This window comes from Kitasatospora sp. NPDC127121, from assembly GCF_042677305.1.
Lineage (GTDB): Bacteria > Actinomycetota > Actinomycetes > Streptomycetales > Streptomycetaceae > Kitasatospora.
Window position 1 is genome coordinate 1 of sequence record NZ_JBHXTQ010000033.1, and the last position, 21697, is coordinate 21697.

Sequence of the window (21697 nt, forward strand, 5' to 3'; positions counted from 1 at the left end):
GCCCGGAGGCGTGCACCTCCGGGCCGATGGCGGGCTGACGCCAACCCCCTTCGGCCGCCCGGGAACCCGGGATCGGACGATCGCGGGCTCAGGCGGTCGCGGGCTCAGGCGACGTCGAACCGGTCCAGGTTCATCACCTTGACCCAGGCCGCGACGAAGTCCGCCACGAACTTCTCCTTCGCGTCGTCGCTCGCGTAGACCTCGGCGACGGCGCGCAGTTCGGAGTTGGAGCCGAAGACCAGGTCGGCCCGGGTGCCGGTCCACTTGAGCGCGCCGGTGGCCGCGTCCCGGCCCTCGAAGGTGTGCCCGTCCTCCGAGGTGGCCTTCCACTCCGTGCCCAGGTCGAGCAGGTTGACGAAGAAGTCGTTCGTCAGGGCCTCGGGGGTCCCGGTGAGGACGCCGTGCGGGGACTGCTGGTAGTTGGCGCCCAGCACGCGCAGGCCGCCGACCAGCACGGTCAGTTCGGGCGCGCTCAGGGTCAGCAGGTTCGCCTTGTCGAGCAGCAGGTACTCGGCGGCCAGCCGGCTGCCCTTGCCCACGTAGTTGCGGAAGCCGTCCGAGGTCGGCTCCATCGCCGCGAAGGAGTCGACGTCGGTGAGCTCCTGCGTCGCGTCCGCCCGGCCGGGCGTGAACGGCACCACCACGTCGCGGCCGGCCGCCCGGGCGGCCTTCTCCACGCCGACGCCGCCGGCCAGCACCACCACGTCCGCCAGCGAGACCTGCTTGGCGCCGGACCGGGCGTTGAACTCCTGCTGCACGCCCTCCAGGGTGCGCAGCACCGAGGCCAGCCGGTCCGGCTCGTTGACCTCCCAGCCGATCTGCGGCTGGAGCCGGATCCGGCCGCCGTTGGCGCCGCCGCGCTTGTCGCTGCCGCGGAACGAGGAGGCCGCCGCCCACGCGGTGGACACCAGCTCGGACACCGACAGCCCGGAGGCGGCGATCCGCTCCCGCAGGGCGGCGACGTCTGCGGCGTCGATCTGCTGGTAGTCGACCGCGGGCAGCGGGTCCTGCCACACCAGTTGCTCGGCCGGGACCTCCGCGCCGACGTAGCGGGCGAGCGGGCCCATGTCGCGGTGGGTCAGCTTGAACCAGGCGCGGGCGAAGGCGTCCGCGAGCTCCTCGGGGTGCTCCAGGAAGCGCCGGGAGATCGGCTCGTAGACCGGGTCCAGGCGCAGCGACAGGTCGGTGGTCAGCATCGTCGGGGCGTGCCGCTTGGACGGGTCGTGGGCGTCCGGGACGGTGTCCGCTCCGGCGCCGCCCTTCGGCTTCCACTGGAAGGCGCCGGCCGGGCTCTTGGTCAGCTCCCACTCGTAGCCGAACAGCGTCTCGAAGAAGCTGTTGTCCCAGGTCACCGGGGTGGCCGTCCAGGCGCCCTCCAGGCCGCTGGTGATCGCGTCCCCGCCCTTGCCGGTGCGGAAGGTGCTCTTCCAGCCGAGGCCCTGCTGCTCGATCGGGGCGTCCTCGGGGTCGGGGCCGACGTTGTCCGCCGGGCCCGCGCCGTGGGTCTTGCCGAAGGTGTGGCCGCCGGCGATCAGCGCGACGGTCTCCTCGTCGTTCATCGCCATCCGGTAGAAGGTCTCGCGGATGTCGCGGGCGGCGGCGAGCGGGTCCGGGGTGCCGTTGGGGCCCTCGGGGTTGACGTAGATCAGGCCCATCTGGACGGCGGCGAGCGGGCGCTCCAGCTGGCGGTCGCCGGTGTAGCGCTCGTCGCCGAGCCAGGTGGTCTCCGGGCCCCAGTAGACGTCCTCGTCCGGCTCCCACTCGTCCACGCGGCCGCCGCCGAAGCCGAAGGTCTCGAAGCCCATCGACTCCAGGGCGACGTTCCCGGCCAGGATCATCAGGTCGGCCCAGGAGAGGTTGCGGCCGTACTTCTTCTTCACCGGCCACAGCAGGCGGCGGGCCTTGTCCAGGCTGGCGTTGTCGGGCCAGCTGTTCAGCGGGGCGAAGCGCTGCTGCCCGGCGCCGGCGCCGCCGCGGCCGTCGCTGATCCGGTAGGTGCCCGCGCTGTGCCACGCCATCCGGATGATGAAGGGGCCGTAGTGCCCGTAGTCGGCCGGCCACCACGCGTGCGAGGTGGTGAGGGCCGTCTCGATGTCCCGCTTCACGGTCGGAAGGTCGAGGGATCCGAACGCCGCGGCGTAGTCGAAGTCCGCGCCGAGCGGATTCGCCACGGCCGGATTCTTCGCGAGGATCTTCAGATTGAGCCGCTCCGGCCACCACTGGCGGTTTCCGCCGCCCTGGGTGGGGTGCGGCGCGCGCCCGTGGGCCACCGGGCAGCCCCCCGTGCCCTCCGCCTGCGGCTCGGGTTCGGTAACGATGGGATCGTGGTTCTCAGACATGGAAATCCTTCCCTACAAGGCGGATCACGGTGTCTTGACTGCTACTTCCTGCTACCCAGGCTATCGCCGGAGCCGATCCTACGATGGACACGATCCACGTCAAGAACGACACCAAAGGCATATCCGATCGGGAACCGGAGCGAAGCCGAAATCACTTGGTAAAATCCTGACCTCCCATTGACCTGAATAGGTGAACCGATATGAGTGACCTGCTGGAACGACTGCGCGGACGCGGCTGGCGCCTCACCTCCCAGCGGCGTGTCGTGGCGGAGGTCCTGGACGGCGAGCACGTTCACCTCACCGCCGACGAGGTCCACGCCCGAGCCGCCGAACGCCTGCCCGAGATCTCCCGGGCCACCGTCTACAACACCCTCGGCGAACTGGTCACCCTCGGCGAGGTCACCGAGGTCTCCACCGACGGCCGGGCCAAGCGCTACGACCCCAACGCCCACCACCCGCACCAGCACCTCGTCTGCACCCACTGCGGCACCATCCGCGACGTCCACCCCACCGACGACCCCCTCACCGCCCTCCCCGCCGACCAGCGCTTCGGCTTCACCGTCACCGACGCCGCCGTCACCTACCGCGGCCTCTGCCCGACCTGCACGGGCTGACCACGGCCTGACCACGGGCCAGGACTCCCGGTCCCGCCCGGACCGAGGACCGGCATTCCCTGCGAAGATCGGGGGATGGAACTGACGATGGTTGACGTCATACCGGGAAACGCCGCCATGGCGACCGATGTCGGGCCGCTGATACGGCAGTTGAGGCCGGCCCTGACCGCCGAGGGGTTCGCCGCCTTCGCCGCCGAGGCGCACGCGCAGGGGCTGGTCTTCACCGCCGCGTACGACGGTCGCGGGCGGTGCGTCGGGGTGGCGACCCACCGGGTGCTGGCGACCAGCCGCGGCCGGCTGCTGTTCGTCGACGACCTGGTGACCGACCGCGCGGTGCGGTCGGCGGGGGTCGGCGGGCGGCTGATGGCGGAGCTGGAGGAGCGGGCCCGGCGGACGGGGTGCGCCCGGATCGAGCTCGACTCGGGGGTGACCAACCACGGCGCGCACCGCTTTTATCACACGGCCCGGATGTCGATCGTCGCCCTGCACTTCGCCCGCGAGATCCGGGCCGGTTCGTAGCGGTTCGAGGGGACGGCCGGTTCACGGCCCGCGATGCCGGCCGGTTCGCGGCCGTTCGCCGCGGCCCCGGGCCGGAGTTGACACGGAATCACGGAGTTGACGGACCCGCCGGCCTGCCCTTGACCCCCTCCGGGGCCGGGCTGGGACGATCCCCGGCATGGGCGAAACCATCAACGAGAAGCAGCCGATATTCTCCGCCGACGCCGACATTCGCATTTCCGCGACACCGATCGAGGTCTACGCGGTGATCAGCGACCTGCCGCGCAGCGGCGAATGGAGCCCGGAATGCCTGGGCGGTGAATGGACGGTCGGCGAGCCGGCCGCCGTCGGGTCCGTGTTCCGCGGCGACAACCTCCGCGGCGACGACATCGTCGCCTGGGCGCCGGTGGTCCGCGGCCGGTGGACGACCCAGTCCGAGGTGGTCACCGCGGAGCCGGGCCGGACCTTCCGGTGGGCGATACACAACTCGGACGGCCAGAAGCAGGAGAGCATCTGGGGCTTCGACATCGAAGCAGCCGAGGGCGGCGGCAGCCTGCTGACCCACCACTTCCGAATGGACTCGGCCACCCAGGGCATCAAGGGCATCACCGCGGAGATGGACGCGGCCGAGAAGCAGCGCTTCTTCGCGGAGTGGGGCGACAAGATCTCCGGCGATCTGGCCGCCACCCTGCAGCGCATCAAGGCCGTCATCGAAGAGGCGTGACGCCGGGCGGTATCCGGCCTTTCCGCGATTCGCCCGGAATTCCCGGGCTCGTGCCCGGGCACGCGGCCATTCGGACGCCCGGGCACGCCAATTCACCTCGGACGGTGTCCCTTTCACCGCGGGTGGTGTCCATTCCATTCACGTCAGGCGCCGACGGCGCACAGCCGCGGCCCGGGAGGCGTACAGGTGCTTCTTCAACGTATCGGAAACCGGGGAATTCAGCTCGGGATGCTCTTCGAACGCGCCGCGGCCAGACACGGCGCGAACGTCCTCATCCTCGACCACGACCTCGACGCGGCACCGGAGTTGGGCCGCAGGGCGACTGTCGCCGAGGTGTCGGACCTGGTGGACGACCTGGCCTCCCGGCTCTGGGCGGCGGGCGTGCGGCCGAGCCGGCGGGTGGTGGTGTACAAGGCCGACGGCTTCGACATCACGCTGCTCGCGTGCGCGGCGGCGCGGATCGGGGCCGTCCCGGTCCTGCTGTCGCCGGCTCTGGACGGCGCGACGGTCGCCGAGCTGGTCCGCCGCACCGACCGGCCGTTCCTGGTGACCGACCAGGAGAAGCTGGAGAACGTGCTGCCCGAGACGGTCTTCGACCTCGCCGACCGGGTGGTGCTGACCTCCGGCTCGTACCAGGACGCCGTCGAACTGCGGGCGCTGGCCGGGGTGGAGAGGGTCAAACCCGTCATCATGCCGGCCGACCACCCGACCCTGATCACCCACACCTCGGGCACCACCGGGACGCCCAAGCTGGCCGTGCACACCGGGTTCAGCCTGCAGTCCCGCTACCGCCCGCAGGCCTCCGTCATCGCCCCGCTGATCCCGGGCCGGGAGACCATCGCCATCCACGTCTCCTTCGTCCACTCCCGGCTGATCACCGCGCTGGCGATCTCGCTCTACCGCGGCTTCCCGCTGGTCGTGCTGCGCGAGTCGGACCCGAAGCACGTCGGCGACCTGTTCGCGCGGCTGAAGCCGGGAATCCTGGAGGCGCACCCCAACTCCTTCATGGAGTGGGAGGAGTTGGCGCAGGACCCGCGCGGCCCGCTGTCCAACGTCAAGCTGTTCAGCAGCACCTTCGACGCGATCCACCCGCGGACCGTGCACCGGTTGCTGCGCGCCACCCGGCGCCGCTCGCCGCTCTTCGGCCAGCTGTACGGGCAGAGCGAGATCGGCCCGGCCATCGTCCGCGGCTTCACCCGGCGCCGCACCCTGGACGACGACGGCCGCTGCGTCGGCATGCCGTTCCCCGGGATGACCGACGTCCGGGTGGTCAGCCGGAACGGCAACCCGCCGTCCGAGCGGAACCCGGGCTTCATCGAGGTGCGCAGCGACGGACGCATCGTCACCTATCTCGGCGAGCAGGACCGCTACGACGCCCAGGTGTCGGCGGACGGCTGGTGGCGGATGGGCGACGTCGGCTACCGCACCAAGTGGGGCTGCGTGCACCTGCTGGACCGCGAGGTCGACCTGATCGAGGGCTTCGGCAGCACCCTCGCGGCCGAGGACACCCTGTTCGGCCAGCTGCCCGGCCTCGCCGAGGTCATCATCATCCCCGGCCCGGACGGCAGGGCCGTGCCGGTGGTGTGCACCAAGGACGACGAACCACTGGACCTGGCGGCCTGGCGGCGCGCCGCGGCGTCGCTGCCGCCGATGGCCGAGCCGGTCCACCGGCGGCTGGAGGAGCTGCCGAGGACCGCCACCACCAAGATCAAGCGCCTGGAGCTCGCCCGCCTGCTGCTCGCCGAAGCCCCGCAGGGCACCCGGGTGGACGTGGAAGACGTGGAGGACGTGAAGCCGTGAGTGAGCGAACCGAGCTCGTCATCGAGAGGTGCGCGTGGGCGCATGCCCCTGCCGAGCGAAGCGAGGTGGGCGCATGAGCACAGTGGGCAGCAAGGCGGCACTGGAGGTCTGCGTCATCGGGGCCGGCCCGCGCGGCCTGTCCGTTCTGGAACGGCTCTGCGCCAACGAGCGCGCAGCGCCCTCGCACGGCTCCATCACGGTGCACATGGTCGACCCGGCCGCGCCCGGCGCCGGCGCCGTCTGGCGCCAGGACCAGTCACGGCACCTGCTGATGAACACCGTGGCCTCGCAGATCACCGTGTACACCGACGACAGCTCCCGGATCGACGGCCCGATCGAGCCCGGTCCGAGCCTGTGGGAGTGGGCGGTGGAGGTCGCCGAGGCCGGCGCGGCCTCCGGGCAGGACGAGGAGTGCGTGGCCGAGGCCCGCGCCCTGCAAGCCGACAGCTACCCCACCCGGGCGTTCTACGGGCGCTACCTGAACGCGAGCTTCCGCCGGGTGGTGGACGGCGCGCCCGCGCACGTCACCGTCCAGGTGCACCGCTCGCGGGCGGTGGCGATGGCGGACACCCACGGTGTCCCCGGCGGCCCGCAGGGCATCCGCCTGGAGAACGGCAGCCGGCTCAACCGCCTGGACGCCATCGTGCTCGCCCAGGGCCACGTCGCGGCCCGGCCGACCCCGCACGAGGAACGGACGGCGAGCCTGTCCCGGATCCACCACCTCACCTACATCACCCCGGCCAACCCGGCGGACCTCGACCTGAGCGGCATCCTGCCGGGCCAACACGTCCTGTTGCGCGGCCTCGGGCTGAACTTCTTCGACCACATGGCCCTGTTCACGGTCGGCCGGGGCGGCGCCTTCGTCCGCGCGGACGGACGGCTGGTGTACCGGCCGTCGGGCCGGGAGCCGAAACTGTTCGCCACTTCGCGCCGCGGCATCCCGTACCACGCCCGCGGCGAGAACGAGAAGGGCGCGTACGGCCGTTACTTCCCCCGGTTGCTGACCGCCGAGTACATCGCCGGGCTGCGCGAGCAGTCCGCGGCCGGCGAGCCGGTGCAGTTCCGCACCGACCTGTGGCCGCTGATCGCGCGCGAGGTGGAGAGCGTCTACTACGGCACACTGCTCGAAGCGAAAGGCCGCGGCGCCGAGCGGGAGCCCTTCGTCCAGCGGTACCTGACGGTCGCCCACGGCGGCGGCTTCGCGGCCCTGCTCGACGAGCACGGCATCCCCGAGTCGGAGCGCTGGGACTGGGAGCGACTCTTCCGCCCTTACGGGGACCGGGAGTTCACCGGGCCGGAGGACTTCCGCGACTGGCTGCTCGGGTACCTGGCCGAGGACGTCGAGGCGGCCCGCGCCGGCAACCTCAGCGGCCCGCTCAAGACCGCCCTGGACATCCTGCGCGACCTGCGCAACGAGATCCGCCTCGCGGTGGACCACGGCGGGCTGGAGGGGAACTCGCACCGGGACGACCTGGAGGGCTGGTACACCCCGCTCAACGCCTTCCTGTCGATCGGCCCGCCGGTCTCCCGGATCGAGGAGCTGATCGCCCTGATCGAGGCCGGGGTGGTCGAACTCACCGGCCCGGGCACCGAGATCCGGATCGACACCGAGGCGGCCGCCTACGTGCTCACCTCCCGGGCGGTGCCCCAGCCGCCGGTGCGCGCCACCGTCCTGATCGAGGCCCGGCTGCCCGAACCCGACCTGCGCCGCACCACCGACCCGCTGCTGCAGCACCTGCTGAGCACCGAGCAGGCCACCGCGTACCGGATCCCGGGCACGGGCGGCACCGATTACGAGACCGGCGGCCTGGCCGTCACCAAACGGCCGTACCGGCTGCTGGACACCCGGGGCCGCGCGCACCCGCGGCGCTACGCCTACGGGGTGCCGACCGAGTCGGTGCACTGGGTGACGGCGGCCGGAATCCGGCCCGGCGTGGACTCGGTGACGCTCGGCGACTCGGACGCGATCGCCCGCTCGCTGCTCGCCCTGCCGCCCACCACCCAGCTGCCCTTCGGGGTCCGGCCGGACGCGGCCGTCACCGACCTGACCGGAGTGCTGATATGACCGACCCTGACGAGCCGGTCGCCCCGCACGGACCCGGCGACCCGCACGACGCGCATGACGCGCACGACGCGGCCGGCATCCTGACCGACTCCGGGCTGCTCTCGCCGGTCCGCGCCGGGACGCCGGTCGAGGCCGCCGTCTGCGACCGGGCCTGGCTGCAGGCCATGCTGGACGCCGAGGCGGCGCTGGCCCGGGCCCAGGCCGGGCTGGGCACCCTGCCGAAGACCGCCGCCGACACCATCACCCGCCTGGCCCGCGCCGAGCTGCTGGACCTGCGGGCCCTCGCGGTCGAGTCCCGGGAGACCGCCAACCCGGTGGTCGGGCTGGTCCGGGCGCTGACCGGGGTGGTGGCGGCCGAGGACCGGGCCGCCGCCGAGTACGTCCACCGCGGCTCCACCAGCCAGGACGTCCTGGACACCGGCGCGATGCTGGTGGCCGCCCAGGCCCTGCGGATCATCCGCGCCGACCTCGCCCGCACCGCGCGGGCCCTGGCCGTCCTCGCCGAACGGCACCGGGACACCGTCCTCCCCGGCCGCACGCTCGCCCTGCAAGCCGTACCGACCACCTTCGGCCTCAAGGCGGCCGGCTGGCGCCGGCTCGTCCTGGACGCCGAGCAGCGGCTCGGGCACGTCGCCGAGCACGGTCTGCCGGTCTCGCTCGGCGGCGCCGCCGGCACCCTCGCCGGGTACCTGGAATACGCCCGGATCGACGGCGCGGCCGCGAACGGGGCGGCGCCCGACCCGGGCGACTACCTGGACCGGCTGCTCACCGCCTTCGCCGCCGAGACCGGGCTGGCCCGCCCGGTGCTGCCCTGGCACGCGCTGCGCACCCCGATCGCCGACCTCGCGGGCGCGCTGGCCTTCACCGCCGGCGCCCTCGGCAAGATCGCGATCGACGTGCAGTCGCTGACCAGGACGGAGGTCGGCGAGGTGGCCGAGCCCACCGCGGCCGGGCGCGGCAGCTCCTCCGCGATGCCGCACAAGCGCAACCCGGTGCTGGCCACCCTGATCCGTAGCGCCGCGCTGCAGGTGCCGGTGATCGCCACCGGGCTCACCCAGTGCCTGCTGGCCGAGGACGAGCGCTCGGGGGGCGCCTGGCACGCCGAGTGGCAGCTGCTGCGCGAGGCGCTGCGGCTGACCGGGGGCGCCGCGCACACTGCGGTGGAGCTCGCCGAGGGGCTGGAGGTCCGGCCCGAACGGATGCGCACCAACCTGGAACTGACGGGTAGTCAGATCATCTCGGAACGGATCGTCGCCGTCCTGGCGCCCCGACTCGGCAAGGCGACGGCCAAGCAGCTGCTCACCGAGGCCTCCGGCGAGGCCGACCACGATGGGCGGCCACTGGAGCAGGTGCTCGCCGAACTGCCTGCTCTCGACGGCATGTTCGGCAGGGCCGAGCTCTCTCGGCTGTGCGATCCGACCTCGTACACCGGGGCGGCCGGCCCCCTCGTCGACCGGGCCCTGCGCGAGCCGTGAGGCCGGCCCGGCGCCGGCGCCCCGGCGCCGGACTCCCGAGCGATCTGCGACCAACCGAAGGGGAAGAGGAGCATGTTCCTGCAACGCGTCGGCAACCGAGGCATCCGACTGGGCACGGTCTTCGACCGCGCGGCCGCCCGTCACCCGGCGAGCCCGGTCTACCTCGACCACGACCTCGACATCGCCCCGGAGCTGGGCCGGCGGGTCACCCTGACCGAACTCGCCGATCTGGTCGACGACTTCGCCGCCCGACTGTGGGCTTCCCAGGTCCGCCCCGGCTCGCACGTGGTGATCCACAAGTCGGACAGCTTCGACATCTCCCTGCTCGCCTACAGCGTCGCCCGGGTCGGCGGGGTACCGGTGCTGCTGTCCCCGAAGCTGGACGGCACCACCGTCGCCCGCCTGCTGGGGCGGCTGTCCCGGCCGACGCTGCTCACCGACGCGGCGAAGCTGGAGCAGGAACTCCCGTCCGAGGTGTTCGACCTGACCGAGCGGGTGCTGGTGGCCACCGGGGAGTTCCCGGGCGCGACCGCGCTGGCCGGGCTGGCCGGGGTCGAGCGGGTGGCACCCGTGATCATGCCGCAGGACCAGCCGGCCCTGATCACCCACACCTCGGGCACCACCGGCCTGCCCAAGCTCGCCGTCCAGACCGGCATCACGATCCAGGCCCGCTGCCGCCCGCAGTCGGTGCTGCTCGCCCCGGTCGGGCGGCACGAGCCGATCGCCGTACACGTCTCCTTCGCCCACTCGCGGATGATCAGCGGGGCCGCGCTGTTCGCGCTGCGCGGCCACCCCATGATCATCCTGCGGGACGACGAGCCGGAGCACGTCGCGAAGCTGTTCGCCCGGATCCCCCCGGGGGTGATCGAGTCCCACCCCAACACCCTGCTGAGCTGGGAGGTCCTGGCGGACCACCCGGCGAAGCCGCTGGCCAAGGTCCGCTGCTTCAGCAACACCTTCGACGCCATCCACCCGCGCACGGTCGACACCCTGCTGGGCGCGTCCGAGCGCAGCCTGCCGTTCTTCGCCCAGACGTACGGGCAGAGCGAGACCGGCGCCATCGCCGCCCGCACCTACACCCGGCACCGCCGCAGCGGCGCCGACGGCCGCTGCGTCGGGCGGACCTTCCCCGGGATGACCGAGGTCCGGGTGGTCAGCCGGGACGGCAGGCCGGTGACCAAGAACTCCCCCGGCCACATCGAGGTGCGCAGCGGCGGGCAGATCGTCACCTACTTCGGCGAGCGGGAGCGCTTCGAGGGCCAGTTCTCGCGGGACGGCTGGTGGCGGATGGGCGACCTCGGCTACCGCACCCGGTGGGGCTGCCTGCACCTGCTGGACCGCGAGGTCGACGAGATCCCGGGGATCAACAGCACCCTGGACCTGGAGGACAAGCTGTTCACCCGGCTGCCCGAGCTGCTGGAGGTGATCATCGTGCCCGGCGGGGACAAGGCCCCGGTGCCCGTGGTCTGCACCCGGGACGACCAGCCGCTCGACCTCGCCCGCTGGAACCGCGCGGTGGCCGGCCTGCCCACCCTGGCCCCGCCGGTGCAGCGCCGGCTGGACGAGCTGCCGCACACCGCCACGACCAAGGTGAAGCGGCTGGAGCTGGCCAGGGAGCTGGCCACGGCCGAGGAGGCCTGAGCCGACGCTTTTCAGGAGGGGCCGACGTGTGTCAGGAGGGGCCGATGGCCGGCAGGCTCCGCAGGACGGACCGCAGGTCCCCGGGCCCGAGCCGGACACCGAAGTCCTCCGCGAGGACGGCGGCGTACCGCTCGTCGGTGAGGTCCGCAGCCTCCGTCGTGCCGTCGGCGCGGCCGACGACCAGCCGCCGGCCGTCGAGGGAGAGCCGGCGCTGCGGCGTGATCCTGGACAGGTAGGCCCGGCCGGTGAACGGGGAGCGCTCGTGGGTGGAGGTGTAGTGGTTCATCACCACGCAGTCGACCTGGTGCAGCGGCAGGCCCGTCTCGAACCGGTAGAGCGGCAACCACCCGTCGGGGCGAAGGAGTTCGAGCACCCAGCAGTCCGGCTCCGAGCCGATCCGGCGGAGCCGGTGAGTCCAGCCGTCGGGCTCGGCCAGGGCGCCGTCGGTCAGCGGCAGCGGCTCCAGCGGCCCCTTGTCGCCGAAGCCGACGTCGGCGAGGAAACGCACCTGGCCGACCGTCACCAGCAGCACCAGGTGGGTGCGTGGCAGCGGTCGGCCGGCGTTCAGCAGGGCTCGGGCGGCGAGCCTGGTGACCTGGAAGCCCAGGCGTTCCAGCACTGCGGCGAAGAGCAGGTTCTGTTCGAAGCAGTAGCCGCCGCGGCCGCCGGCGACCAGCTTGGCCTGGACGCGGTCCAGGTCGAGCGGGACGCCGCGGCCGAGCGGGATGTCGAGGTTCTCGAACGGGAGGGCCAGCAGGTGGGCGCGGTGCAGCCGGCGCAGCGTCCCGGGCTCGGGGGGCAGCGGACCGGGGACGCCGGTGCGGGCCAGGTAGGCCCCGACGTCGAGCAGTTCCGCTCCCCATTCGCCGGTGGCGCGGTCATCGCCCATCCTGTCGGCCCCTCTCCCGTGCGCTCTCCCGGAGACTACCCGGCAAGGATCGCCCCGGCACGGAGGACCTCGGCGATCAGGCCGCCGACGATCCGGGGGCCGTCCTGGGTGAGCACCGACTCGGCGTGGAACTGCATGGACGCGAAGTGCGGGCCGCGCAGGGCGTGCACCTCGCCGGTCTCCCGGTCGCGGGCGGCCTCGACGGTGCCGACGCCGTCCACGTCGACCGTGTCGTGCGGGCTGATGGCGGCGAAGGTGTTGTAGAAGCCCACCCGCTCGCGAGCGCCGAACAGGTCGATCTCGCGTTGGACGCCCTGGTTGGGGACGTCCCGGCGGCGCAGCGGCAGGCCGAGCAGGGTGGACAGCACCTGGTGACTGAGACAGACCGCGACGAACGGGCGCCGCCGGGCGAGCAACTCGGCCACCGCGGAGCGCAGACAGGCGATCTTGGGGTGGTCGGCCTGCCGCGGGTCGCCCGGCCCCGGGCCCATCACGACCAGGTCGAAGCCGTCGAAGGCGTACTGCTCGTCGAATCGACGGATCGTCACCTCAAGCCCCAGTGACATGAGTTGGTGGCCGATCATGGCGGTGAAGGTGTCCTCGGCGTCGATCACGAGCACCCGACGCCCGGCGAATTCGGCGAGCCGCCGGCCGCGGTCCGCGTCCTCGGCCAGCCAGAAGTCCGAGATGCCGGTGTTGCGCCGCTCCAGCGCGGCCAGTACCCGCGGGTGGCCGGCGAAGGTGCGCGGGCCTCCGGCTTCCAGCGCGGCCAGCAGCCCGGCCGCCTTGGCCCTGGTCTCGGCGACCTCGGAGGCCGGGTCGGAGTGGCGCACCAGGGTGGCGCCGACTCCGATCCGGATCCGGCCGGCGGTGTCGATGTCGGCGGTGCGGATCAGGATCGCGGAGTCCATCGTGCGCCCGCCGTGCTCGTCCCGGCCGATCAGCGCGGCCACGCCGCTGTAGTAGCCGCGCCCGGCGGGCTCGTAACGGCGGATGACCCGGGCGGCGCTCTCCAGCGGGCTGCCGGTGACGGTCGGGGCGAACATCGTCTCGCGGAGGATCTCGCGCGGGTCGCGGTCGGTCCGGCCCTCGATGAGGTACTCGGTGTGCGCGAGCCGGGCCATCTCCTTGAGGTACGGGCCGACCACCCGGCCGCCGCCCTCGCAGATCCGGGCCATCATCTTGAGCTCCTCGTCGACCACCATGTAGAGCTCGTCGGCCTCCTTGCGGTCGGCGAGGAAGTCCATCACGCCGGCCAGGGTGGGGCCGGAGGCCGGGTAGCGGTAGGTTCCGCTGATCGGGTTCATCACGGCGACGCCGTCGGCCAGGCTGATGTGCCGCTCGGGGCTGGCGCCGACGAAGGTCCGCTCCCCGGTGTGCACGACGAAGATCCAGTAGGCGCCCGCCTCGCGCTCCGTCAGCCGGCGGAAGAAGGCCAGCGCGGCGTGCAGGGTGTAGTCGCTGATCTCGGCCAGGAAGGTGCGGCGGACGACGAAGTTGGCGCCGACGCCCTGCCCGATCTCCTCGGCGACCACCCGGCGGACGATGTCGGCGTACTCCTCGTCGCCGAGGTCGAAGCGGGCGCCGGTCAGCTCGGTGGGCCGGTCCGGGATCAGCGCCAGCGCTTCGTCGAGGTCGACGGTGGCGTGCTCGGTCACCGTCATGGCGAGCAGCGGGGCACCGTCGTCCTGGGCCTCGAAGCCGCGCTCGGCGATCTGCCGGTACGGGACCAGGACCAGGACCTCCGGGCCCGGGCGGCCGGGCTCGGGGCCCAGCGGGACACCGTCCAGCGTGTGCGCGGTGGCGACCTCGCCGAACAGGACGTCCAGCGTGCCCGGGCCGGTGGTCTCGGGCCGGTGCAGGAGGGCGAAGGCGGGCGGCCGCTCCGCGAGCACCCGGCGCAGCAGTTCCTCGGTCGTCCGGTCCGTCGTCCGCTCGCTTGCCCGGTCGCTCGTCCGGTCCGTCGTCGGCTCGCTTGCCCGGTCCGTCGTCCGGTCGGTCATGCGAAGGTCTCCTTGGCGGTGATCAGCATCGCGCAGCGCGCGGCGGCGTACTCCAGGGCGAGCCGGTGGTGGGCGGCGGAGAAGTCCGCGACGGCGTCGGCGACCAGGAACGGCCGGATGTCGTTGGTGAAGGCGTCGACGGCCGTCATCAGTACGCCCACGTGGGCGTACACGCCGCACAGGATCAGCTGGTCGCGGCCCTCCTCGCGCATCCGCTGGAGCAGGTCGGAGCGGAAGAAGGCGCTGTAGCGCCACTTGGTGAGCAGCCAGTCGCCGGGGGCCGGGGCGAGCGACTCGACGACCTCGCGGTCGACCGGGTCCATCCGCATCCCGGGGCCCCAGAAGTCCAGCAGCAGCCCGCGCTGTTCGGTGGTCATGCCGCCCGGCTGGGCGGTGTAGGCGACCGGCACGCCGAGCTCGGCGGCCTGGCGGCGCAGCAGGGCGGCGTTGTGCAGCAGCTCCCGGCCGGGTGCCTCGTCCGCCGGGAAGGGGCGCAGGAAGTAGCGCTGCATGTCGTGCACGAGCAGCACCGCGCGGTCCGGGCGGACGGTCCACGACACGGTGTTGTCGGGCAGCTCGCCCGCGGTCGGCATCGGATAGGGCTCGATGGTCGGAATGCCTGCCATGCGGTGGACTCTCCTGGGGGAGTGGTGAGTTGGGCGAGCCGGTCAGGCGCCGAGGCCGGCGCCGCCGTCGACGGTGAGGTCGTGCAGGGTGATGTGGCCGGCCGCGTCGGAGAGCAAGAAGAGCACGGCGGCGGCGATGTCGGCGGGGCTGGCCAGCTTGTTGAGCGGGATGCCGACCCGGAAGGCGTCCGCACGACCGTGCAGGGTGCCCTGCGGGCCGGACTCGTCGTGCCACATCGAGGTGAGCATCGGGGTGTCGGTGGATCCGGGGGCGACGAGGTTGCAGCGGATGCCGTACCTGGCGACCTCCAGGCCGAGGCTCTTGGTGAACATCGTCGCGGCGGCCTTGGAGGCGGCGTAGGCGGCCATCTCGGTGCGCGGGGTGCGGGCGGCGTTGGAGGCGACGGTGACGATGGCGCCGCGCCCGCGCGGGATCATCCGGTCGACCACCGCGCGGGAAACGTGGAAGACGCCGTTGACGTTGACCGCGAAGGTGGCCGCCCAGTCCTCGACGGAGAAGTCCCGGACCTCGCCGAGGCGCAGCACCCCGGCGGCGTTGACCAGTTGGTCCACCGGCCCGAGTTCGCGCTCCACCTGGTCGACGAGCAGGTCGACGGCGCGGTGGTCGCTGACGTCCACCGGGTAGGCCTCGACCCGCAGGCCCTCCTCGGCGAGGGCGGCCACGGTCTTGCGCAGGCCCTCCTCGTCGCGGTCCGCCGCGGCCACCGCGGTGCCCTGTTCGGCCAGGGCGCGGACCACGGCCGCGCCGATGCCGCCTGCTGCCCCGGTGACCAGGGCGATCGTGTTCGTCACTGCCGGACCTCCCTCGGGGCCGGCGCGCGGCCGGCCCGTTGCTCTCTCGGTTGCTCTCTCGGTGTGGTGGTGCGTGGCGCCGTTCCGGGCGCGGCGGGTCAGCCCTCCCAGGCGGAGACCACGGTGATGGCCTGGCCGGGGTTGAGCCGGGGATCGCAGAAGCTGGTGTACTTGTCGCCGACGTGCGCCATCCCGGAGGCGTCGTGGGCGCACTCGGTGACGTCGTCGGGCGTGGTCTCCAGGTGCAGGCCGCCGGCCACGCCGCCCTCGGAGCGGACGGCGTACTGGAAGTGCTGGATCTCCCGGACGACGGTCTCCACGAAGCGGGTCTTCAGCCCACCGGGCGTGGTGACGGTGTTGCCGTGCATCGGGTCGGTGAGCCAGATGACCGGGTGGCCGGCCTCCCGGACGGCCCTGACCAGCGCGGGCAGCCGGTCGGCGACGACCTCGGCGCCCATCCGGGCGATCAGGGTCAGCCGTCCGGGCTCGCGGCGCGGGTCGAGCCGCGCGCACAGCTCCAGCAGTTCCTCGGGCGCCATGCCGGGGCCCACCTTGCACGCGACCGGGTTGGCCACGGACGCGAGCATCGCGACGTGGGCGCCGGCCACGTCGCGGGTCCGCTCGCCGATCCACGGCCAGTGCGTGGACGTCAGGAGGCTTTCGGTGTAACTGATCTGACGGATCATCGGAACTTCGTAGTCGAGCAGCAGCGCCTCGTGGCTGGTCCACACCGGCGGGCTGAGCGGCGAGCGGCGGTCCGGATCCGGCCAGCCGAGGTGGGTCATCGCCTCGGCCGCCGCCCAGTAGCAGTCGAGCAGCCGCCGCGGGTCGGGGCGGCGCAGCTCCGGGTCGGGTTCGGGGCTGTTGACCAGGTGGCCGCGGAAGACCGGGATCTCCAGGCCGCCGACGAACTCGGTCGGTTTGGAGCGGGGCTTGGCGAACTGGCCGGCCATCCGGCCGACCCGGACCACCGGCCGGTGGGTGGCCATCGTGACGATGCCGGCCAGGACGTCCAGCAGCCCGGTCTTGCGGGCGACGTCGCCCGCGGTGCACTCCGCCGGGTCCTCGGCGCAGTCGCCGATCTGTACGACCTGGGCCCGCCCGGCCGCGACCTCGGCGAGCACGGAGCGCAGCCGCCGGACGTCGGCCGGGCCGACCAGCGGTGGCAGACCGGCCAGCCGGTCCTTGATGTCGGGAAGGTGCTCGTGGTCGGCCCAGTCGGGCTGGTGGAGTGCGGGCCGGGACAGGAGCGCGGACAGGGCGGTGACCATGGGTGTCTCCCAGGGCGAAGGTGCGCCGGCTCGGCGGCGCGCACGGAAGGGCGTCGTGGCGAGGCTGTGGATGGCACGGGTCGGGGAGGACCGGCGGGCCCGCGGCCCGGGTCCCGGTCCGGCAGCGGTCCGCCGGCCGCCGAACGGCTGAGGCTCTTCCAGATCTTGTGGCGTGCCGCCAGGTGTCGCCAACGCCCGCCCCCGCACTTCGTCAGGTGGCGGATACTCCATCAGGTGGCGGCACACTCCGTCAGATCTCGCCCGGGGACGACGAAGAACGGTGACGGCAGACCCTCGAAGAGGTCCGCCCGAGGTGGCGGACCGGCGAGATCCGGCCATGGAACGGCTCGGGCGCGCGACCCGCCCGGACGCCGTACGGCACGGCCGGACCCTGGTGGCCCAGGCCTACCCCGGGGGTGGGCGGACCACCGTGCGCCGGCGCCTCGCGGCACATGCCGAAGCCGGCGTGGCAGGTCGGGTCGCCGGACCCGGACGTCAGAAGCCGGTACCGGGTGCCGTCTCGCGGGCGGCCCGGCCGCGCGCCACGGCCACCTCGATCAACATGTGCTCGACCTCCTGCTCGCCCTCCGGGAAGACGCCGCCGCGCACCACCCGCAGGGTGCGCCCGCATTCCTCGGCGATCCGGCGCAGCACCGTCAGGTCGCCGCGCTCGCTGAAGTGCAGCAGCACCGAGCCGCCCGGAGCCAGCCGGCCCGGAGCCTCGACGAGGAAGCGGCGGTGGGCGGCGTAGCCCGGGTCGACGTAGCCGCGCTCGTGCATCGTCCGGTAGCGGTAGTCCTCCGGCGCGAGCACGTAGTTGGAGTGCCAGAAGACGGTGTCGAAGCGCTCCTCGGGCGCGAGCGCGGCGAACAGGTCGCTGTGCACGCTGTGGACGCGGTCGGCGACGCCGTGCCGGTGGGCGTTCATCTCGGTGTTGCGGACGGCGGCCTCGTTGATGTCGCCGGCCACCACCCGGGCATGCCCGGCCAGTGCTGCGGCCACCGCGATGACGCCGGTGCCGCAGCCGATCTCCAGCAGCGAGCCGGAGCGCCCGGCGGCCCGCGGGTCGTCCAGGCCGAGCAGGCGCATGGAGATCTCGGTGGTGGGCGAGTAGACCGGGGCGAAAATCCCTGGCAGCAGGTCCCATTCACGGCCGCAGAGCCGGAAGGTCGCGGGCCGGTGCGCGTGCTCCAGCGCGGCCCTGCTTCGTTCCAGCGAACGGCGGTAGTCCTGTAGCGCGTTCATGCCGTCCGCCTGTGCTCCCACCGCGCCAGCTGGGCGTTGTCGCCCGGACCACCTCCCTGGTGGCCACCGCTTCATCCTCCTCAACCGGCACGGGCGGCGGGAAGGTGACCCGGCAACACATCGGGGACCACTCGGCGGTGCCCTCTCCACCGTCCACACCGTGGAATCATCCGAGCCCCACCCAAAGTGACATGATAAACACGTTGTAGCACCTGGCATGTGCCAGGCAAAACGGCTGGTATGTACGGGTGGGGGATAAGAGATGGCCCAACAGGGGGTCCGGAAGCGGCCTGACGCGCTGACCGTACTGACCTTGCTGGTGGCGGAGGCACCACCGGCGCGCATCGAGTCACTGCTCGCCGAAGCCGCCTGCGGCGGCGCCCCCGAGGCCGAGACGGCCGCACTCGAGCGGGCCGTCCGGCTCGGACTGGACATCTGCGCCCAGCGCCGCGGGCGCCAGCAACGCGAAGCGGGCCTGTCCGCGCTGCTCGACACCGCCCGGGACCTCCTCGTCCCCGACACCCTCGACGGGGTGCTCAAGGCCGTCACCCGGCGCTCGCGCCTGCTCCTCGGCGCGGACATGGCGTACGTCAGCTTCCCCGGACCGGAGGACGGCCTGTCCTACATCCGGGCGTCGGACGGCCACACCTCCACCCTCAACGTCGGCCTCCAGCTGACCGGCGGCTCCGGACTCGGCCACGCCGCCGTCGCCAACCTCGCGCCGGTCTGGACCCCGGACTACCTCGACGACAACCGGATCCAGCACAGCACCGACATCGACGAGGTGGTCCGGACCGAGGGGCTGCGCGCGATCATGGCCGTCCCGCTGAGCTACGGCCCGCACCCCTTCGGCGCGCTCTACGTCGCCGACCGCAATGTGCGGCACTACACCCCGGAGGAGATCTCCACCGCGAACCTGCTCGGCGAGCTCGCCGGCCTGGCCGTCCAGCGCACCCTCGTCCTCGACGACGCCAAGGCCACCGTGCAGACCCTGCGCGAGGAGCACGGACGCACCACCGAGTCGCTGCGGGAGCTCAGCGAGCACCGACGCATCCATCACGAGCTGATCGAACGGGCGCTGACCGACTGCGAACTGCACGGCCTCGCCGAAGCCGTGAGCCGGAACCTGGGTGGCGCGCTGCGGATCCACGCCGCGGACGGCACCGTCCTGACCACCACCGGCCGGATGCCCGAGACCGGCCCCGCCGCCGCGGAGGTGCACGCCGCCAAACGCCCGGTCCACACCGCGGACGGCCTCTGGGCGGCCCCGGTCACCGCCGGAGGCGAGATACTCGGCACCCTGGTGTTCCGCCCCGAGGACCTCCCCGCGGCCGGCATCGACGAACTGCTGCACCTGGCCGCCCAGGCGGTGGCGGTGCAGCTGCTGCGCACCGGCGACACCACCGTCGCGCAGGGCCGCGCCCACGGCGAGCTGTTGGAGGACCTGCTCACCAGCGCCCAGCGCCCGCCGCAGCAGTTGGAGGAGCGCGCCCGCCGGCTCGGCATCAACCTGGCCACGCCGCACGTGGTGGTGGTCGTCCGCCCCGAGGCCCGGGCGGTCGGCCGGGCCTGCGCCCTGGCCACGGGCCTGGCCCAGCGACTGAACGGGCTGCGGGTCGGGCACGGCGGCAACGCCGTGCTGCTGCTGCCCGGCACCGACGCCGGCGCGACGGCCCGGGCCGTCCTGAACGAACTCGCCCCGCTGCTCAGCGAACCGGTCACGGTGGCGGCGGCCGGGCCGGTCGCGGACGCCGCCTCGGTCTTCCACTGCCACCAGGAGGCGCTGCGCTGCCTGGAGGCGATGATCGCCCTCGACACCGCCGGCCGCTCGGCCTCCCCCCGGGAGCTGGGCTTCCTCGGTGTCCTGCTCGCCGACAACCGGGACGTCCGGTCCTTCGTCGACTCGGTCATCGGTCCGGTGCTCGAGTACGACCGGCAGCGGTTCACCGACCTCGGCCGCACCCTGGACGCCTACTTCGAGACCGGAGCCAGCCCCACCCGGGCCGCCCAGAAGCTGCACGTCCACCCGAACACCGTCGCCCGCCGCCTGGAACGCATCGCGGAACTGCTCGGCCCCGACTGGCAGGACCCCGGCCAAGCGCTCGAAGTCCAGCTCGCCCTACGGCTCTCGCGCGTCCGCGACCTCCTCATCAAGGACGGCCCGTCGGCGGGAGTCGGCCAAGGAACCTAGGGCGCGGGCGCGAGTTCGACGACGGACCCTAGCTCACGCGGCGGAGCGAGCGGCCGCCGGTGTGGGAGAGGGCCACGACCGCGTGTGCGGCCGAGGCGAGGGTGACATGGCGGTGCCAGCCGTTGAAGGAGCGGCCGGTGTAGTCGCGGATACCGGTGCGGTCCGCGATCTCGTCGAAGTCCCGCTCGACCCGGCCGATCCGCAGGCTCAGCCGGAACAGCTGGGCCGGCGTGGCGTCCGGGATGTCGGCCAGCCACAGCTCCTGCGGCCAGCGCCGGCCGGAGCTGCCCGCGCCGAGCAGCAGCAGGTCGCGGTCCGGGCCGTCCGGCCTGCGGTTCACTCCCAGGGGGCGGGCCGCCCCGGTCACCGTCCGCACCCGGACGGCACCGACCAGCGCGGTGCACAGCCCGGCGTCCTGGCCGTGGTCGGTCCAGGTCACCATCCGCCTGCGGTCCCGGCACGCCCCGATGATCCGGTGGGCCGGCATCGCCTCCGCGCCGTGCCCGGCCCCCTCGGCCGGGCGGAGCGGCAGCGTGCTGTTGATCCGCACGAGGAACGGCACCCCCGCCGCGCGCAGCCGCCGCAGCGCCTTCATCCCGTCCAGCTCCCGGACGTCCATCACCACCGGCAGCGTGGGCAGCCGCCAGTCCGAGGTCAGCTCCAGCACTGCCTCGACCGAGCAGTCGCCCAGCGTCCGGGTGTCCACACTCGCCGGGATGGACGCCTGGCTGCGCCGCGGCACGTCGTCCAGCCACGCCCGGGACAGGTGCAGCCGCCAGTTCACCGGCATGCTCACCTCCTCGGACGCCGCCCAGACACCCACCGCCTGCTGCGCGTTGAGCACCTGGCCGAGCGAGGAGATGAACCTGCGATCCACGCCCACCGAGTGCTCCCCGGCCTTCGGGATGACCGTCTGCTGCACCACCCAGGCCTGCGGCGGCGCGACGGACGTCACGTAGTGCGCCAGCGCGGCGCGCACCGGGTCCCACTCCCAGGTGGAGCTGCTGATGAAGTGGTGCAGGTTCTGCTCCGTGGCCTGCCCGCCGATCAGCCGCGCGATGTTGCGCACCGACTTGCGGCCCTCCGCGCCCAGCAGTCCGCGCAGGTACTCCACGCCCTTGCGGCGCTGGTCCGCCCGGGGCAGCGACGCGAACAGCGCCGGGCACAGCTCCGAGAGGACGATGTCGTGGGAACTGCCGACGCCCGGCTTGCGCCCGGGCGTTCGCGTGTCCCTGATGTGCAGGGCGAAGTCGCTCATCGAGATCCCCAACCTCTACATGGCAGACGCATCTTCAGATGGGTCGACGGTATGCAGAGGGCTCGGTCCGGGCCCAGGTGCACCGGACACACGGCTGCACGCGCGGCCTATGGCCGGACCACCGGACAGCGCGCGCGAGCAGGCGCGATCGCCCCCGGAGCCGCCCGGCGGGGTGTGCCGGGGCCATCAGGGGCGGGCCGACCGCGCGCGAGTTGACGAACAAAAGACTTCCGTGCGGCACCCCG

The 21697-nt window shown here is 73.0% G+C and carries 16 protein-coding genes; 8 read left to right on the top strand and 8 right to left on the bottom strand.

Features of this window, described 5'->3' with window-relative positions; translation table 11 throughout:
* Positions 1-104: 104 nt before the first annotated feature.
* Positions 105-2339 carry a catalase/peroxidase HPI gene (gene katG, locus ACFVHI_RS18080; protein ID WP_380340428.1) on the bottom strand — a complete coding sequence of 745 codons (2235 nt, stop codon included), beginning with the start codon at positions 2337-2339 and terminating at the stop codon, positions 105-107.
* Between the two features lie 200 nt (positions 2340-2539).
* Here katG and ACFVHI_RS18085 point away from each other — a divergent pair, with 200 nt between their 5' ends.
* From ACFVHI_RS18085 to ACFVHI_RS18115, 7 genes are all read left to right on the top strand, one after another.
* Complete coding sequence (locus tag ACFVHI_RS18085) at positions 2540-2953, top strand: Fur family transcriptional regulator (RefSeq protein ID WP_380340431.1); 414 nt, start codon at positions 2540-2542, stop codon at positions 2951-2953.
* A 117-nt stretch (positions 2954-3070) separates the two neighbouring features.
* A complete protein-coding gene (locus ACFVHI_RS18090; RefSeq protein ID WP_244293282.1) occupies positions 3071-3472 on the top strand; it encodes a GNAT family N-acetyltransferase in 402 nt (133 codons plus the stop codon).
* A 157-nt stretch (positions 3473-3629) separates the two neighbouring features.
* A complete protein-coding gene (locus tag ACFVHI_RS18095) occupies positions 3630-4175 on the top strand; it encodes an SRPBCC family protein (protein WP_363632367.1) in 546 nt (181 codons plus the stop codon).
* A gap of 228 nt (positions 4176-4403) precedes the next feature.
* Entirely contained in the window at positions 4404-5975 is a 1572-nt protein-coding gene (locus ACFVHI_RS18100) for a class I adenylate-forming enzyme family protein (RefSeq protein WP_167745846.1), read from the top strand.
* Between the two features lie 73 nt (positions 5976-6048).
* Positions 6049-8040, top strand: coding sequence for an FAD/NAD(P)-binding protein (locus ACFVHI_RS18105; protein ID WP_380340436.1), 1992 nt, complete (start codon positions 6049-6051; stop codon positions 8038-8040).
* Positions 8037-9515, top strand: coding sequence for an adenylosuccinate lyase family protein (locus ACFVHI_RS18110; protein WP_380340439.1), 1479 nt, complete (start codon positions 8037-8039; stop codon positions 9513-9515). Before ACFVHI_RS18105 ends, ACFVHI_RS18110 begins: the two co-directional genes overlap by 4 nt.
* Before the next feature lie 72 nt (positions 9516-9587).
* Positions 9588-11156 carry a class I adenylate-forming enzyme family protein gene (locus ACFVHI_RS18115; protein ID WP_380340442.1) on the top strand — a complete coding sequence of 523 codons (1569 nt, stop codon included), beginning with the start codon at positions 9588-9590 and terminating at the stop codon, positions 11154-11156.
* Positions 11157-11187: 31 nt separating this feature from the next.
* On the opposite strand, the gene ACFVHI_RS18120 is transcribed toward ACFVHI_RS18115, so the two are convergent.
* From ACFVHI_RS18120 to ACFVHI_RS18145, 6 genes are all read right to left on the bottom strand, one after another.
* Positions 11188-12045 carry an arylamine N-acetyltransferase gene (locus tag ACFVHI_RS18120; protein WP_380340445.1) on the bottom strand — a complete coding sequence of 286 codons (858 nt, stop codon included), beginning with the start codon at positions 12043-12045 and terminating at the stop codon, positions 11188-11190.
* Positions 12046-12080: 35 nt separating this feature from the next.
* Positions 12081-14048, bottom strand: a complete 1968-nt coding sequence (locus ACFVHI_RS18125) for an anthranilate synthase family protein (protein ID WP_380340448.1) — start codon at positions 14046-14048, stop codon at positions 12081-12083.
* Positions 14045-14674: an isochorismatase family protein gene (locus ACFVHI_RS18130; protein WP_063346539.1), complete on the bottom strand. Its 630-nt coding sequence runs from the start codon at positions 14672-14674 to the stop codon at positions 14045-14047. Before ACFVHI_RS18130 ends, ACFVHI_RS18125 begins: the two co-directional genes overlap by 4 nt.
* A gap of 42 nt (positions 14675-14716) precedes the next feature.
* The gene (locus ACFVHI_RS18135) at positions 14717-15487 is read right to left on the bottom strand and encodes a 2,3-dihydro-2,3-dihydroxybenzoate dehydrogenase (protein WP_363376891.1); all 771 of its coding nucleotides are present in this window, start codon (positions 15485-15487) and stop codon (positions 14717-14719) included.
* A 98-nt stretch (positions 15488-15585) separates the two neighbouring features.
* Complete coding sequence (locus ACFVHI_RS18140; protein WP_363376889.1) at positions 15586-16758, bottom strand: 3-deoxy-7-phosphoheptulonate synthase; 1173 nt, start codon at positions 16756-16758, stop codon at positions 15586-15588.
* 495 nt (positions 16759-17253) lie between these two features.
* Entirely contained in the window at positions 17254-18003 is a 750-nt protein-coding gene (locus tag ACFVHI_RS18145) for a 50S ribosomal protein L11 methyltransferase (protein ID WP_380340452.1), read from the bottom strand.
* A 262-nt stretch (positions 18004-18265) separates the two neighbouring features.
* On the opposite strand from ACFVHI_RS18145, the gene ACFVHI_RS18150 reads away from it, so the two are divergent.
* Positions 18266-20194 (top strand): helix-turn-helix domain-containing protein, encoded by a 1929-nt coding sequence (locus ACFVHI_RS18150; protein ID WP_380340455.1) that lies wholly within the window; start codon positions 18266-18268, stop codon positions 20192-20194.
* Positions 20195-20222: 28 nt separating this feature from the next.
* Here the strand turns inward: ACFVHI_RS18150 and ACFVHI_RS18155 are convergent, their stop codons facing one another.
* Positions 20223-21452, bottom strand: coding sequence for an IS701 family transposase (locus ACFVHI_RS18155; RefSeq protein WP_380340458.1), 1230 nt, complete (start codon positions 21450-21452; stop codon positions 20223-20225).
* Positions 21453-21697 lie beyond the last annotated feature (245 nt).

Coding starts and splice junctions, on each gene's coding strand:
- ACFVHI_RS18120 (WP_380340445.1), bottom strand. CDS start 12,045: ATGGGCGATGACCGCGCCACCGGCGAATGGGGAGCGGAACTGCTCGAC.
- ACFVHI_RS18115 (WP_380340442.1), top strand. CDS start 9,588: ATGTTCCTGCAACGCGTCGGCAACCGAGGCATCCGACTGGGCACGGTC.
- ACFVHI_RS18145 (WP_380340452.1), bottom strand. CDS start 18,003: ATGAACGCGCTACAGGACTACCGCCGTTCGCTGGAACGAAGCAGGGCC.
- ACFVHI_RS18100 (WP_167745846.1), top strand. CDS start 4,404: ATGCTCTTCGAACGCGCCGCGGCCAGACACGGCGCGAACGTCCTCATC.
- ACFVHI_RS18125 (WP_380340448.1), bottom strand. CDS start 14,048: ATGACCGACCGGACGACGGACCGGGCAAGCGAGCCGACGACGGACCGG.
- ACFVHI_RS18085 (WP_380340431.1), top strand. CDS start 2,540: ATGAGTGACCTGCTGGAACGACTGCGCGGACGCGGCTGGCGCCTCACC.
- ACFVHI_RS18155 (WP_380340458.1), bottom strand. CDS start 21,452: ATGAGCGACTTCGCCCTGCACATCAGGGACACGCGAACGCCCGGGCGC.
- ACFVHI_RS18110 (WP_380340439.1), top strand. CDS start 8,037: ATGACCGACCCTGACGAGCCGGTCGCCCCGCACGGACCCGGCGACCCG.
- ACFVHI_RS18090 (WP_244293282.1), top strand. CDS start 3,071: ATGGCGACCGATGTCGGGCCGCTGATACGGCAGTTGAGGCCGGCCCTG.
- ACFVHI_RS18095 (WP_363632367.1), top strand. CDS start 3,630: ATGGGCGAAACCATCAACGAGAAGCAGCCGATATTCTCCGCCGACGCC.
- ACFVHI_RS18105 (WP_380340436.1), top strand. CDS start 6,049: ATGAGCACAGTGGGCAGCAAGGCGGCACTGGAGGTCTGCGTCATCGGG.
- katG (WP_380340428.1), bottom strand. CDS start 2,339: ATGTCTGAGAACCACGATCCCATCGTTACCGAACCCGAGCCGCAGGCG.
- ACFVHI_RS18150 (WP_380340455.1), top strand. CDS start 18,266: ATGGCCCAACAGGGGGTCCGGAAGCGGCCTGACGCGCTGACCGTACTG.
- ACFVHI_RS18140 (WP_363376889.1), bottom strand. CDS start 16,758: ATGGTCACCGCCCTGTCCGCGCTCCTGTCCCGGCCCGCACTCCACCAG.
- ACFVHI_RS18130 (WP_063346539.1), bottom strand. CDS start 14,674: ATGGCAGGCATTCCGACCATCGAGCCCTATCCGATGCCGACCGCGGGC.